The organism is Nocardioides pelophilus, assembly GCF_014180685.1.
Taxonomy (GTDB): Bacteria; Actinomycetota; Actinomycetes; order Propionibacteriales; family Nocardioidaceae; genus Nocardioides; species Nocardioides pelophilus.
In genome coordinates, this window is record NZ_JACEHF010000112.1 from 1 (window position 1) to 13,609 (window position 13,609).

At 71.1% G+C, this 13,609-nt stretch carries 14 protein-coding genes; 6 read left to right on the plus strand and 8 right to left on the minus strand.

The features are described from left to right. The coding region (locus H0488_RS16260; RefSeq protein WP_220794677.1) for an MXAN_6640 family putative metalloprotease at nucleotides 1–1,596 on the plus strand (1,596 nt) is incomplete at its 5' end. A gap of 785 nt (nucleotides 1,597–2,381) precedes the next feature. Here H0488_RS16260 and H0488_RS16265 read toward each other — a convergent pair. Next, a complete protein-coding gene (locus tag H0488_RS16265) occupies nucleotides 2,382–3,218 on the minus strand; it encodes a carbohydrate kinase family protein (RefSeq protein WP_220794678.1) in 837 nt (278 codons plus the stop codon). Continuing rightward, the gene (locus H0488_RS16270; RefSeq protein ID WP_183100308.1) at nucleotides 3,215–3,886 is read right to left on the minus strand and encodes a class II aldolase/adducin family protein; all 672 of its coding nucleotides are present in this window, start codon (nucleotides 3,884–3,886) and stop codon (nucleotides 3,215–3,217) included. The genes H0488_RS16265 and H0488_RS16270 overlap by 4 nt, the downstream gene beginning before the upstream one ends. Before the next feature lie 50 nt (nucleotides 3,887–3,936). Between H0488_RS16270 and H0488_RS16275 the strand changes: the two genes are divergently transcribed. Beyond that, nucleotides 3,937–4,773 carry an aldo/keto reductase gene (locus H0488_RS16275; protein ID WP_183100309.1) on the plus strand — a complete coding sequence of 279 codons (837 nt, stop codon included), beginning with the start codon at nucleotides 3,937–3,939 and terminating at the stop codon, nucleotides 4,771–4,773. 22 nt (nucleotides 4,774–4,795) lie between these two features. On the opposite strand, the gene H0488_RS16280 is transcribed toward H0488_RS16275, so the two are convergent. Further along, nucleotides 4,796–5,191, minus strand: a complete 396-nt coding sequence (locus tag H0488_RS16280; RefSeq protein WP_183100310.1) for an MmcQ/YjbR family DNA-binding protein — start codon at nucleotides 5,189–5,191, stop codon at nucleotides 4,796–4,798. A 46-nt stretch (nucleotides 5,192–5,237) separates the two neighbouring features. Here H0488_RS16280 and H0488_RS23710 point away from each other — a divergent pair, with 46 nt between their 5' ends. Further along, nucleotides 5,238–5,786 (plus strand): MmcQ/YjbR family DNA-binding protein, encoded by a 549-nt coding sequence (locus tag H0488_RS23710; protein ID WP_312856383.1) that lies wholly within the window; start codon nucleotides 5,238–5,240, stop codon nucleotides 5,784–5,786. 109 nt (nucleotides 5,787–5,895) lie between these two features. Here H0488_RS23710 and H0488_RS16290 read toward each other — a convergent pair whose 3' ends face one another. The 3 genes from H0488_RS16290 to H0488_RS16300 all read right to left on the minus strand — a co-directional run bounded on the left by H0488_RS16290 (nucleotide 5,896) and on the right by H0488_RS16300 (nucleotide 8,424). Continuing rightward, nucleotides 5,896–6,324, minus strand: a complete 429-nt coding sequence (locus H0488_RS16290; RefSeq protein ID WP_183100311.1) for a DUF309 domain-containing protein — start codon at nucleotides 6,322–6,324, stop codon at nucleotides 5,896–5,898. A 49-nt stretch (nucleotides 6,325–6,373) separates the two neighbouring features. Continuing rightward, entirely contained in the window at nucleotides 6,374–7,555 is a 1,182-nt protein-coding gene (locus H0488_RS16295; RefSeq protein ID WP_183100312.1) for a GGDEF domain-containing protein, read from the minus strand. Between the two features lie 128 nt (nucleotides 7,556–7,683). After that, entirely contained in the window at nucleotides 7,684–8,424 is a 741-nt protein-coding gene (locus tag H0488_RS16300) for an SDR family oxidoreductase (protein WP_183100313.1), read from the minus strand. Nucleotides 8,425–8,587: 163 nt separating this feature from the next. On the opposite strand from H0488_RS16300, the gene egtB reads away from it, so the two are divergent. Further along, a complete protein-coding gene (gene egtB / locus H0488_RS16305; protein ID WP_183100314.1) occupies nucleotides 8,588–9,892 on the plus strand; it encodes an ergothioneine biosynthesis protein EgtB in 1,305 nt (434 codons plus the stop codon). Further along, nucleotides 9,889–10,863, plus strand: a complete 975-nt coding sequence (gene egtD, locus H0488_RS16310; RefSeq protein WP_183100315.1) for an L-histidine N(alpha)-methyltransferase — start codon at nucleotides 9,889–9,891, stop codon at nucleotides 10,861–10,863. The genes egtB and egtD overlap by 4 nt, the downstream gene beginning before the upstream one ends. 3 nt (nucleotides 10,864–10,866) lie before the next feature. On the opposite strand, the gene H0488_RS16315 is transcribed toward egtD, so the two are convergent. Next, a complete protein-coding gene (locus H0488_RS16315) occupies nucleotides 10,867–11,280 on the minus strand; it encodes a DUF5005 domain-containing protein (protein ID WP_183100316.1) in 414 nt (137 codons plus the stop codon). An 822-nt stretch (nucleotides 11,281–12,102) separates the two neighbouring features. Here H0488_RS16315 and H0488_RS16325 point away from each other — a divergent pair. Beyond that, nucleotides 12,103–13,104, plus strand: a complete 1,002-nt coding sequence (locus tag H0488_RS16325) for a hypothetical protein (protein ID WP_183100318.1) — start codon at nucleotides 12,103–12,105, stop codon at nucleotides 13,102–13,104. Here H0488_RS16325 and H0488_RS16330 read toward each other — a convergent pair. Next, on the minus strand, nucleotides 13,022–13,609 hold a 588-nt coding region (locus tag H0488_RS16330), incomplete at its 5' end, for a hypothetical protein (RefSeq protein WP_183100319.1). The two genes, H0488_RS16325 and H0488_RS16330, sit on opposite strands and share 83 nt — an antisense overlap.

The window sequence follows — 13,609 nt, forward strand, 5'->3', positions numbered from 1 at the left end:
CACACTGTGCGATTTCCGCGATCCTCCGTCGCCCTCCCAGCCGTCCTATTGCTTTGCCTCTCGCTCGGCGCACCGGCGGTTGCTGACCCCCCGAATGCTCCAGGGAGCAAGGCGTCGCTCGCCGGCGAGCAGCATCGAGCCGGCCAGGCCGAGGCTGCGCTCGCCAGAGTCGAAGACCTACTCGACGGGCAGGAGTTGCTCCAAGGCGGCTCCGACGACCACGAAGACGGCCGGTCGCTGACGATCGCGTTGCGTGACCTTGCAGCTCTCGAGGACGCGCTCACCCCAGCGCAGCGCAGGCGGGTCGCCCAGATCAATGCCCGCCCAGCGTTCGACGCCACCAGGTGCACGACGAACATCTGCGTCCATTACCCAACGAACGGGTCGGCCGCTCCCGACCCGACAGACTCAGACAACGACGGCACTCCCGACTACATCGAGCAGGTGCGCGACACCACTCAAGAAATCCACACAACATATGTTGAGGCCGGCTACCGACGACCGAAGCCCGATGGTCGTCGCGGTGGTCGCCGGAACAAGGTGGACATCTACATCGAGGACCTCGGGAACCTGGGGCTGTACGGCTACTGCAACTCCGACGAGCCAAACCGTCCAGCCAACCGGGGCGACTCCAGCCGGTGGGCTTACTGCGTTCTCGACGACGATTATGCCGCGAACGAGTTCGGCACCAGGAACACCCCTCTCCAGAACATGCAAGTCACTGCTGCTCACGAGTACTTCCACGCTGTGCAGTACGCATACGACGCCTTCGAGGACGGCTGGATACTCGAGTCGACGGCCACATGGGTCGAGGACGAAGTGTTCGACAGCGTCAACGACAATCGGCAGTACTTGCGCGACAGCCCGCTGAGTAGCCCACAGGTCCCTATCGACAAGTTCGGACGAATCCACTACGGCGTGTGGATCTGGTGGCGTTACTTGACGGAGAAGTTCCCTGCTAGAACGGGCATGCTGCCCAACCTGGTGCTGGCAACCTGGAACCTGCTGGATGGCACCCCAGGTGCGCCCGACCTCTACTCGACGCAAGCGTTGGCTCGGGTGCTGAAGAACCGAGGAACCTCTCTCAAGAGCGAGTTCCAGTTCTTCTCAGCCGCCAATCGGCATCCCCACACGGTCTACGAGGAGGGCGAGGCATCGGCGTACAGAGCCGCACCAGCGGCAGTGACTCGCAGACTAGGGCCGGGCCGCACTTCTCTCGACACAATTGCAGCGACAGTCAGCCACCTTGCGTCGAGGACCATCCGAGTCAATCCGCGTGGGCTTGACGCCGCCGGCTGGCGGCTGCGCCTCGCGTTCGACCTGCCACCGGCCTCTCGCGGAGCCGCCGTCGTCGTCACCGTCTACAAGCGTGGCGGCGGCATGTCGACCTCTACGATTCCGTTGGACGGGACCGGCGTCGGCAGCACGACGGTGCCGTTCAGCAGCGCAGCAGTTCGCGGTGTCGACGTGGTGATGATCAACGCCAGCAGGAGGTTCAACTGCTGGGTCCGCCAGAGTTCGCCCTTCTCCTGTCTCGGCTACTCCATGGACGACAAGTTGCAGTTCAAAGTGAAAGCCAAGGCCTTTCGCAGTTGACCTCTTGGGGGGTGGTGCTAACGCTCGCGGTTCACGCGCCATCAGGGCGGACCTTGGGTGCCGGAACTGGTTCGACAGCCGACTGACCGGCCCTGTGATTTCCGCCCCGGCCAAGCGGATCCCTCCCATTCCCAAATTCACCTACATCGGGTTGTCCGCGGGAGATCCAAGCGAGCTCGGATCGTTGCAGCCAAGTTTCCGAAGGGAAGATCGTTGATTCGCTCCTGTAGGTTCATCCACCGCTGGGCACCCGCCGAAGCCTGAGCCCACCGGAGGTCTGCCATACGCAGGTTCAGCCGAGCCAGCCGGTCGACCTGTCGGGCGACGTAACTTGGCCAGGGGGCGGGCGGGTTGAAGAGGTCCCTAGCCCATTCGTAATGAGCTCGCGCGTTCGCTCGCGAAAGTCGGTGAATCTCAGGCAAGCGCCGTCTGACCTCGCGTTTGTTGATGAAGCGGCGATCGTGCCAGATACGACGCGAAAAAGTTATGTCCGCAGTGGCTACTGGACAGACCTGGTTCGTGTAGTAGTTGCCTGCCCGCGCCTGCGTCATCTCAGAATCACCCACCGCCGTCGAGGGGTTCGTCACGAAGAAGACGGCGAGTACCGAGGCTGCAACGGCGATAGCCAACTGACGCATGGCCTCAGTGTGCGACTGTAGATTGCGACTGTCCTGGCTTTTGCGAAAGCGACACCAGAAGACGTTCGGGATTCGCAGCTGGACGGACGTGCTCAGTCACCGAGTCATCCATGGCCGTGATCGAACCCAGCCGTTCGGCCGAGCGGCTCAGCGCGTCGGCGTAGCCGCCGCGAAGGGGTCGACCGACGCCNCGAGCAGGAAGCCGGCGGAGAACGAGTCGCCGCAGCCGGTGGTGTCGACCACCTCGATGGCGAAGGCCGGCACCCAGGCGGTCTCGTCGGCGGTCGCGACGTAGGCACCGCGGGCGCCTGCGGTGACCGCGACGCAGCCGACACCCCGGTCGAGCAGCGCCTGCGCGCCGTCCTCGAGGGTGGTGGTCGCGGTCAGCCCGAGCAGCTGCTCGTCGTTGGGCAGGAAGAGGTCGACCAGCGGCAGGCAGTCGGCGATCGCGTCGAGCCACATCGGCTCGCCGGGCGCGAGCATGTCGACCGAGGTGGTGACGCCGGCGCTCCGCGCCGCTTCGAGTACGGCGACCGCGGCCTCGCCGAGGAACTCCGGCCCGCCGAGGTGGACGTGGTCGGCCGACCGGACCAGGTCGAGGTCGATGTCGTCGAGGGTGAGCGTGCCGTTGGCGCCGATGCAGTGCCACGCGGGCCGGTCGCCGTTGCCGTTGATCGGCAGCACGCTGGCCGAGGTCTGCACGTCCTCGCGGGTGACGATGCGGGCGGTGTCGACGCCGTTGGCCTGCAACAGGTTCGTCAGCACCGACCCGATCGGGTCGTCGCCGACCGCAGCAACGCTGGTCACGTCGGCGCCGAGCTTGCTCAGCACGACCGCGGTGCCGCCGGCGGTGCCGGCGGGCGACATCCGGATGGTGTCGACCAGCGCACCGCTCGACCCCTCCGGGATGCTGTCGACGGTCGCGACGTGGATGTCGAGCACGTGCACGCCGATGCAGATCACCTTGGTCGGTCCCGTGGTCACTCGCTCTCCCCCTTCTCCTGGCCGGCCTCCTGGACCGAGCCGTAGCTGCGCGCGATCGCGGCTGCGACCACGTCCTCCTGCTGCTTGCGGGTCAGTGTCGCGGGCCGGCCCATCGCCAGCGCGTCGCGGTAGACGGTGCACAGCCACTCGAGCAGCAGCGCGTTCTCGACGGCCTTGTCGAGCGAGGCGCCGATCGCGATCGAGCCGTGGTTGGCCATCAGCGCCGCGGCCCGGCCCTCGAGCGCGGCGACCACCCGGGTCGCGAGCTCGGGCGAGCCGAACGTCGCGTAGGGCGCCACCCGGATCGTCCCGCCCAGCAGCAGCTGCTGGTAGTGGACCACCGGGATCTCGCCGATGGAGATGGACGCGGCCGTGCTGACCGGGGCGTGGGTGTGCACGACGGCGGCGACGTCGTACTTCTGGTAGAGCGAGAGGTGGAGGTAGACCTCCGACGTCGGCACCAGCGACCCCCCGACCTGGTTGCCGTCGAGGTCGACCTCGACCACCTGGTCGGCGGTCAGCTCGCCGAGCACCGCGCCGGTCGCGGTGACCGCGACCCGGTCGCCCTCGCGGATGCTGACGTTGCCGGCCGTCCCGATCAGCAGGCCCTCTGCGGCCAGCCGGTGGCACGCCGCCACCAGCTGCTGCCTCGCGTCGTCTGTGAGCACAGCAGGACAATAGACCTAGAGACAGCCCGGGCACGGCTACCGTGGACCTGATGACCACACCGACGTACGAGCTCAACGACGGCCGCACCATCCCCGCGATCGGCTTCGGCACCTATCCGCTGCTGGGATCGGAGGGGGTGGAAGCCGTCGTCAGCGCGATCGAGGTGGGCTACGGCCTGATCGACACGGCCGTGAACTACGGCAACGAGGCGTCGGTCGGCGAGGCCATCCGCCGCTGCGGCGTGCCGCGCGAGGAGCTGTTCGTCACCAGCAAGCTGCCGGGCCGCCACCACGGGTACGCCGACGCGATCGCCTCCACCGAGGAGTCGCTGGAGCGGCTCGGGCTCGACTACCTCGACCTGCACCTCATCCACTGGCCCAACCCGTCGGTCGACCGCTACGTCGAGGCCTGGCGCGCACTGGTCGAGGCACGGGAGCGCGGCCTGGTGCGGTCGATCGGCGTCTCCAACTTCACCCGGGCCCACCTGGACCGGATCATCGCCGACACCGGCGTCGTGCCCGCGGTCAACCAGATCGAGCTGCACCCTGCCTTCCCCCAGCCGGAGATGCGGGCAGCGCACGCCGAGCTGGGCGTCCTCACCGAGGCCTGGAGCCCGCTCGGCAAGCGCGCTGCGCCGTACGGCGAACCGGTCGTGGTCGCCGCGGCCGAGCGGCTCGGGGTCACGCCTGCCCAGGTGATCCTGCGCTGGCACGTGGAGATCGGGTCGCTGCCGATCCCGAAGTCCGCGACCGCGTCGCGCCAGGTCGAGAACCTCGACGTCTTCGGCTTCTCGCTCACTCCCGACGAGGTGGCGGCGATCAGCGCGATGGAGCGACCGGACGGCCGGCTGTTCGGCGGCGACCCCGACGTGCACGAGGAGATGTAGCCGCTCGCCCGCACTACCCGCACTACCCGCGCTCGGCGAGGTAGGCGTCGGCCAGCTGCTGCGGCGCCATCGCCAGCCAGGCATCCACGATCACGGCCTCGAGGTCCGGCGCCGAGACCCGGCCCAGCTCGACGAGCACCCCGGAGTAGCCGTTGAAGTGCGGGATCGTGAACACGCCCGGCGGCGGGTCCGCGAGGATCGCCTCCTTCTCGACGAGCCCGTCGGTGCGCACGGCGAGCACGGGGAGCGAGGGCGGCTCCTCGTCGCCGTACCGCTTGAGGTCGGCCTTCGTGAACGGGCGCTCCCAGGCGAACGTCTTGCCGCGCACCGCCCACGCCCGCCAGTCGCGCATCAGCACGGTCTCGGACACCTCGGGCAGCGCCATCGCGAGCGCCGCCGCATCCTCGAGGGTTGCCATGCGCACACGGTAGAGCGTGTCGGCGACGGCCTCTAGCGTGACGAGGGTGACCGATGCCGAGGCCGTGCGCCGGGTGGGGCTCGCGCTCCCCCGTACCTACGAACGGCAGATCGGGGGCCGCTGGAAGCTGAAGGTCCGACAGCTGGTCTTCGTGGCCTTCTCCAAGGACGAGGAGCGGTTCGGCTTCGGCTTCCCGAGGGAGGAGCGCGACGCGCTGATCGCCTCGGCGCCGGACGTCTTCTTCCTCCCGCCGCCGCGCGACCTGCGCTACCAGTGGGTGTGCGGCCACCTCGCCGCGATCGGCGACGACGAGATGCGCGAGCTGGTCACCGACGCCTGGCGGATGTGCGTCCCCGCGATGCTCCACGACCTCCCCGAGCTGCCCGCCCCGGCGGCAGAGGTGTGGTCCCTCCTCGACGAGGACGCGTACGCCGACGCCGCTCCGCTCCTCCACCCCGACCTGCACTGGACCGACCGCGACCTCACCCTGCGCGGTCGCACCCGGGTGCTCGCGCACCTGCGGCACCATCCGCGTCCCCGGCCGCCACGCGACGTCGAGGTGCGCGACGGGCAGGTCTACCGCTGGACTCGCTGAGCCCTGCTGAGGTGGGCGCTGCCGGCAATGCCCCACGCACTGCCGACAGCGCTGACCGAGTGGTACCCGCAAACGGCTGCGCCATAAGCCGAGGAGGTGGGCCGCCCGTTCAGGAGCCCTGGACCCGGCCCCGGGCGCAGGCGACGAGCCCGGTGAGGTCGAGACCGTACGTCGGACCGCCCGTCCGCTCGTAGGCCGCCAGCCGCCCCGCGGCGCGTTCGACCAGGCGCGCTGCGCCGACGGCGTTGCCGCGAGCCTGGTGGGTCAGGGCCACGCACAGCTGGGCCAGGCCCTGCCACAGCTCGCGCTCCTGGTCCGGGCACGACTTCCACCGGACCTCGAGCGCCTCGTGCGCCGCGAAGGGGCGCCCCTCGTCGAGCAGGCTGCGGGCGTACGCCAGCGTGGCTTCGGGCGGGAGCGGGTCCTCGGAGATGGGGTCGACGCCCGTCGCGCCGTACGGCAGGGGCCGTCCGAGCGCGTCGCGGGGTCGAGCCTGCTGCGCCCGCCCTTGGTCGTTCCGATCGCGATCGCCAGCCACCCGCCCACCCTACGGACCGGCCGGGACGCCGGAGTCAGGACACAGGGGGTCAGGCGGTCTCCGGGGTGTGGTGGACCACCAGGTTCCGCCCTGCCTCCTTGGCGCGGTAGAGCGCCCGGTCGGCATGCTCGATCGCCTCTTCCAGGTCGATCCCGTGGTCGAGCGTGGTGATGCCGTAGCTGACGGTCGGCAGGACCAGATCGCCGTCGCGGGCCAGCCGTCGCAGCTCGGCGTTGACCGTGTCCGTGACCTGGTCGGCGCGCTCCGGGCCGGCGCCGACGAGGAGCACGATGAACTCCTCGCCGCCGTAGCGACCGACGAGGTCGGTGGCGCGCACGGCGCTCCGGCAGGTGTCGGCGAACGCGATGATCGCCCGGTCACCCGCCAGGTGGCCGTGCTCGTCGTTGATCCGCTTGAAGTGGTCGAGGTCGGCAAGGATCAGCTGGCCGAGGTCGCCCTCCTGCCCGGTACGGCGCAGCTCCTCCTCCGCGAGTCGCAGGAACTCCGTCCGGTTGAGCAGCCCGGTGAGGCCGTCCCGGACCGCGAGCTCGCGCAGCTCCTCCTTCTGCTGCTCGTCACTCACCGTCGCCATGCTGAAGGACACCGTGGCCAGCAGCACCGTCGTGACCAGCGTGGTGACCTCGCCGCCGAAGACCGTGGTGAACGGCGGATCGTCGGGGCCGACCGCGAGGAAGGCGATCCAGCGCCCGACGTAGAAGACCGCCACGCCGCCGCTGGTCACGACCAGGGACCACAAGGACAACCGGTGCGAGCGTCGCTCCGCCGACTCGGCCGAGCCGTCGGCGCGCAGCAGCAACCACAGCTCTCGTGCGGCCAGCGCCAGCTGGATCCACATCGCGGCCAGGAAGTACGGCCCTCCCGACCACACGTTGTCCGCCGGATCGTCGACCACGGAGAACAGTCCGACGACGACGGGGGCGACCATCAGCCACCACAGGGGAAGAGAGAGCCGCCGCAGCGACCGGCTTCCCGCCCACACGCAACCGGCGCCGGCGACGATCAGGACGTTGCCGAGCGGGTTCGCCCAGACCTGGTGGTCGGTACCGTCCAGCAGGTACGCCGAGGCGCCGGTGAGGAACATCGCCAGGGACATGCACCACCAGGCCGCGTACGCCGACCTCCCGGTCCGGTAGGTGACCACGTAGAACAGCACCAGGAGGGTGAGCGCGACCAGCGCGAAGGAGACGCGCAGGCTGGCGGTGTCGAGCATCGTGGACGTCCCCCTCCTGGGGCTCTCTCGCCGTCCCTCGAGAACGGACGGTCCTGCGCAGAGCCTTGCAGGACCCCATCATCGCTGATCGCGACCGTCCCCGTGGGCGGACCGGCAACTCCCGCGCGCTACTGAGCGGCCAGCCACTCGTCGTACGTCTCGGGCAGGATCGTGGCGCCCGCACCCGGCAGCAGGCCGCCGGCGGCGACCTGGCGGCCGGCCTTGCCGGGCAGCGGAGCGGCGACGACCTTCGTGCGTCGGCCCTGGTGGGCGACGAGCCGTCGGGCGAGATCGGGCATCAGGTGCTGCTCGGGCCCGCCGACGTCCGGCGCGAGGCCCCTCGGCTCGCCGACGGCGATGTCGACCAGCAGGTCGGCGAGCGCGCGGGCGGAGACGGGCTGGCTCAGCATCTTCGGGACCAGGCCGACCGGACCGGGGGAACGTTCGAGCATCTGTCCCGCGAACTCGTGGAACTGGGTGGCGCGGACGATGGTCCACGGCACCGGACCGGTGCGGACGAGCTCCTCCTGGCGGCGCTTGCCGACGTAGTAGCCGAGGTCGACCCGGTCGCACCCCACGATGGAGACCGCGAGGTGGTGGCGGACGCCGGCGCGCTCCCCCGCTGCCAGCAGCCGCGAGGTCGCGGCCTCGAAGAAGGCGATGGCCGACTTCGCCCGGAGCGCCGCCACGTTGCTCGCGTCGACCACGGCGTCGACGCCGGCCAGCGCCTCGTCGAGGCCGTCGCCGGTGGTCAGGTCGACCCCGTGCGAGCGGGCGATGACGACAGGGGTGAGGTCGCGGCGGCGGGCGGCCTCGACGACCTGGGCGCCCAGCGCCCCCGTGCCGCCGGCGATCGCAATCGTGGTCATGGGGCAACGCTAGACGGAGAGGCTCTCCGGGGCATTCCGCCGTCAGGAGGTAGCCCGATGTCGGTGGCGGCCCCTAGCGTGGTTCGCGGCTCCCCCGTTCACGGCCCGTCGAGTTGGGTACAAGCGTCTGGAGCCGTTGTCGACCACACAGCGAGGTGCGCGCATGACGACTACAACCACGACGACAGCCGGGGCGGTCCCGGCGTGGGACCCGACGACGCTCCAGAGCAGGTACGACGAGGTGCGGGCGTTCACCGAGCGGTTGGCCGCTCCGTTGTCGCCGGAGGACCAGACGGTGCAGTCGATGCCGGACGTGTCGCCGACCAAGTGGCATCGCGCGCACGTGACGTGGTTCTTCGAGACGTTCGTGCTGGCGGACAACGAGGCGGGGTTCGCGCCGTTCCAGGACAAGTACTGGTTCTTGTTCAACTCCTACTACGAGGGCATCGGTCCGCGTTACAGCCGGCCCGACCGGGGCCTGATCTCCCGGCCCGGTGCCCACGACGTGGGCCTCTACCGCGGCAACGTGGACGACCGGATGCGCGAGCTGTTGACGACCCTGGACGACGGCACGCTGTCCAAGCTGGCGCCCACGATCGAGCTGGGTTTCCACCACGAGCAGCAGCACCAGGAGCTGTTGCTGATGGACATCAAGCACGTGCTCTCGCGCAACCCGCTGCAGCCGGCCTACGCCGGGACACCGCCGGCGCCCTCGCAGCCGGATGCGCTCGGGTGGGCCGAGGTCGACGGCGGGCTGGTCGAGGTCGGCCACGAGGGCGGGGGGTTCTGCTTCGACAACGAGCTGCCCCGCCACGAGCAGTGGTTGCGGCCGTTCCGGATCGCGGACCGGTTGGTGACCAACGGGGAGTGGCTCGACTTCATGGCCGACGGCGGCTACCGGCGCCACGAGCTCTGGCTCTCCGACGGCTGGGCCAAGATCCAGACGGAGGGCTGGGCCGCGCCCTTCTACTGGACGCAGGTCGACGGGGTGTGGTTCGAGCACACCCTGCACGGCACCTGGCCGGTCAACCCCGGCCTCCCCGTGAGCCACGTGTCCTTCTACGAGGCCGAGGCCTATGCCACCTGGGCCGGCAAGCGGCTGCCGAGCGAGGCGGAGTGGGAGCACGCCGCCCGCACCCTGCCGGTGACCGGCAACCTCGCCAACACGACCAGCTGGCACCCCGAGACGGCCGGCGCGGCCGATGGCGCCGGCGGGTTGCGGCAGATGTTCGGCGACTGCTGGGAGTGGACGTCCTCGGCCTACCACCCCTACCCGGGGTTCCGCCCGCCGAGCGGCGCGATCGGCGAGTACAACGGGAAGTTCATGAGCAACCAGATGGTTCTCCGTGGGGGCTGCGCCCTGACGCCGGCCGGCCACGCGCGGGCGTCGTACCGCAACTTCTTCCCCCACCAGTCCCGCTGGGCCCTCTCCGGGGTCCGGCTCGCCGACGACGGAGCCGCCGCATGAGCAACCCGAAGGTCTCGGTCCTGCTGAAGTCCAACTGGGCGGAGTCGGGGCTCGTCCTCGACGTGAGGCGGGGGCTGGGCTCCCAACCCCGCACCCTGCCCCCGAAGTGGTTGTACGACGAGGCCGGGTCCCGGCTGTTCGACCAGATCACCCGGCTTCCGGAGTACTACCCCACCGAGTGCGAGCGCACCATCCTGCGCGACGCGGCCGCCGACATCGTGGCCGCCTCCCGGGCCACCACCGTCGTCGAGCTCGGCTCGGGCACCAGCGACAAGACCCGGTTGCTGCTCGACGCCTTCGCCGACGCCGGCCGCCTCGAGCGGTTCGTCCCGGTCGACGTCTCCGAGGAGACGCTGCGCCAGGCAGCCGACATGCTCGCCGCCCGCTACCCCGACACCTCGGTCGAGGCCGTGGTCGGCGACTTCACCTTGCACCTCGGCCACCTCGCCGGCTACGCCCGCAAGCTGGTCGCGTTCCTCGGCGGCACCATCGGCAACCTCTACGTCGAGGAGCGCGGCGCGTTCCTCGGCGCCCTGGCCGACTCCATGACCGAGGGCGACGAGCTGCTCCTCGGCACCGACCTGGTCAAGGACGCAGATCGGCTGATCAGCGCCTACGACGACGCCCAGGGGGTCACCGAGGCCTTCATCAAGAACAGCCTCCGGGTGCTCAACCGCGAGCTCGACGCCGACTTCGATCCCGACGCCTACTCCTACGTCCCCTTCTGGGACCGCCACATGCAGCGCATGGACCTGCGCCTGCGCGCCGAGATGCCCCAGCACGTCACCCTCCCCGGCGCCGACCTCGAGCTCGACCTCGCGTCCGGCGAGGAGATCCGCGTCGAGATCTCCACCAAGTTCACCGAGGAGCGGCTGCGCGCCGAGCTCGGGGCGGCCGGGCTCGAGATCGCGCGGATCTGGACCGACCCCACCGACAGCTTCGCGGTCACCCTGGCGCGCAAGGTCGGCTGACGATCAGGGCAGCCGCACCCTGACGAAGCGCGGCCGGTAGAGCCGAGGGTCGTCGACGACGTCGTCGAAGTCGGTGTCGTTCTGGCTGTACGACACGACCACCGTGCCGGGCACCGGCAGCAGGTCGGGGTGTGCGAGCGGCAGGTAGCGCAGGGTGCCGGTCGCGGCGTCCGACGGGATCTCGACCGGCCGCGCGGCGAGCGTGAACGGGCCGGTCGGGGCGGGCGCGGTCCAGATCGCCAGGTCCCGGCCGAGCACCTCGTCCTGCTTGCTGACGGCGTACCAGCGCCCCTTGCGCCCGAAGACGCTCAACGTCTGCGAGACCCCACCATCGGCTCCGATCAGCTCGACCGCGGAGTCGGCGTCAGCCCGCCACCGGTCGCCGTCCCAGAACTCCCACTGGTCGGGCTGCTGCACCCGGTCGGGCCGGACCCGGGCCACCCGGAGCGAGAACCCGCCGTACGTCGCGCCCTCCGGCCGGGCGGNCGCCGTACGTCGCGCCCTCCGGCCGGGCGGTGCCGTAGAGGTAGACCCAGCCGCCCGCCACGGCGCTCGCCGCCCCCCACATCGGCACGGTCACGTCCACCCGGTCGGGCCCGACGTCCTCCAGCGCGATCAGCTGCGGCACCCCACCCGCCGGCACGACGAAGACCGCGAGCGCCGGTCCGAGGATGTCGAAGGCAAAGACCCCTGCCGACTCGTCGCCGTTGCCGCGCACCCGCTGGGCCGCGACCCCGACCAGGTCGTAGCCGGGACGCTGGATCCGGGCGAGCGACATCGGCCAGTAGCCCACGCCGTCGGTGCGGTCCGGGATCACCGCGCCGTTGTCGGACGGCAGCACGACGCTGGCGCAGGTCGGCGAGACCACCAGCATCGAGTTGCGCACGAACTGCTGGCCCTCGAAGCTCGGGTCCCGGAGCGTGTCCCCGAAGACGAAGAGCAGGCGGCCGTCCTGCAGCGTCGCGCTGGCGCCGACGTCGCCGCCCGCGAACGCGGGATCGCCGCGGACCTGCTGGACGAAGCGGTTGAGCCCGGCGACCGTCCGCACGTCGCTCACGTCCAGGCACTCGGTCCGGGTCGCACCGGGCACGTCGGCCCGCTGGGCCGGTTCGTCCTGCTCCGGCACCAGCAGTGCGGCGCCGATCAGCAGCACCGCCATCGGCAGCACGACCGCGGCGACCTTCAGCCGCCACGTCCCTGCACCCTCGACGGCCACGGGACGAGACTAGGGTGAGCGACGTGCGCAGGTTCGCCTCCCTGGCCGTGTTGGGCCTGCTCCTCGCCCTGCCCCTGGTCGCGACCGCGCACCAGGCCTGGTCCGGCCCGGAGCTGCACGAGGCGCGGATCGGCGTGGCCGCCCCGCCGATCGTCGCCCAGGCGCTTGCCGACTCGGCGGCGACCCTCGAAGGAATGCCGTTCGAGGTCGTGCCCCTGATCGACGCCGACGACGCGGTGGCGCCGTACGACGCCGCGGAGGCGGCCGTGGGCGAGGGCCGGTTGGACGCGGCCGTGGTGATCGACCTGCGGGCGACGACCGACACGCTGCTGGTGGCGACGACCCGCACCGAGCCCTACGTCGACGCGCTCCGCGACCGGCTGACGGTCATCAGCAAGGGCTACGGGCGGACGCTCGAGGTCGAGTACGTCGACCCCGTCGGCGCCTCGGGCTCGGCGCGGACCCCCGGACTGCTCGTCGCGGTCTGGTGCGCCGTGGCCATCCTGGTCGTGGCCGGCATCTCGGCGGAGCGCGGTGCGGTCGCCGCGACGCCGGCGCACGGCGTCGCGCGGCTGCTGGCGGTGTCCGGCGTGGGCGCCGTCTGCGGCGTCGTCTCGGTGATCGCCGTCGACCCCGGCGGATCGGGGACGGCCCTGGTCATCGCGGCGACGGCGACCGTGACCGTGATCGGTGCGCTGGTCCTGGCGGCGGAGTCGGTCCTCGGCCTCGGGGGGCTCGCCGTCGCGTCGGCACTCATGGTCGGGCCCGCCCTGCCGCTGCTGACCGGTGTCCCTCCCGACCTGCTGGTCGAGCCTTGGCACGTGCTCGACCGGGTGTCCCCGCAGACGGCCGCCTGGCAGGTCGCCCGGGACGCGCTCGACCACACCGACGGGGCGGACGGCTCGTGGGCGTTGATCGCGGCCTGGGCCGCGATCGCCCTGCTCACGCTGCTGACCGCGCGAGGGATCCGTCCGGGCGCGACCGGTCCGCGTCGCGCAGCAGCCGCACCAGCCCCCACCCCGTGACCACGGCCTGGACCGCCGCCATCACGACGCCGGCGACGACACCCACGGCGATCCCGTAGGCCAGGCCCTGGCCCTCGTGCCACAGCGGCGAGGCGATCGCGAGGAAGGCGCCGAGGGCGCACAGCCACGCCACCGCGGTCCAGCCGATCCACCGGCCCGCACGGGGCACGTGGTGCCGCAGCTCGACCCACTGCGCCGCTCCGATCGTGCAGAGCAGCGCGACGCCGAGGACCGGGAAGAGGACCCCCTGGAGCCACCACGGCGCGGCGGTGCCGGCGTAGGTCGTGCCGGCGCCGAGGACGTACGCCGCGACCGCGGCGGCCGCGGTGAGGGCCACCCATCGATCGCGTCGCAGGGCCGGCAGCTCACGCCGGAGCACCGTGGCCTGCGCCCCGCCGAGGACCGCACCCTCGACCGCACCCGCTGCGAGCAGGGCGGGCAGCCCGCCCCACCAGGGCAGGCCGACGGTCGCGACACCGACGACCGCCGGCGCCAGGAAGCCGAC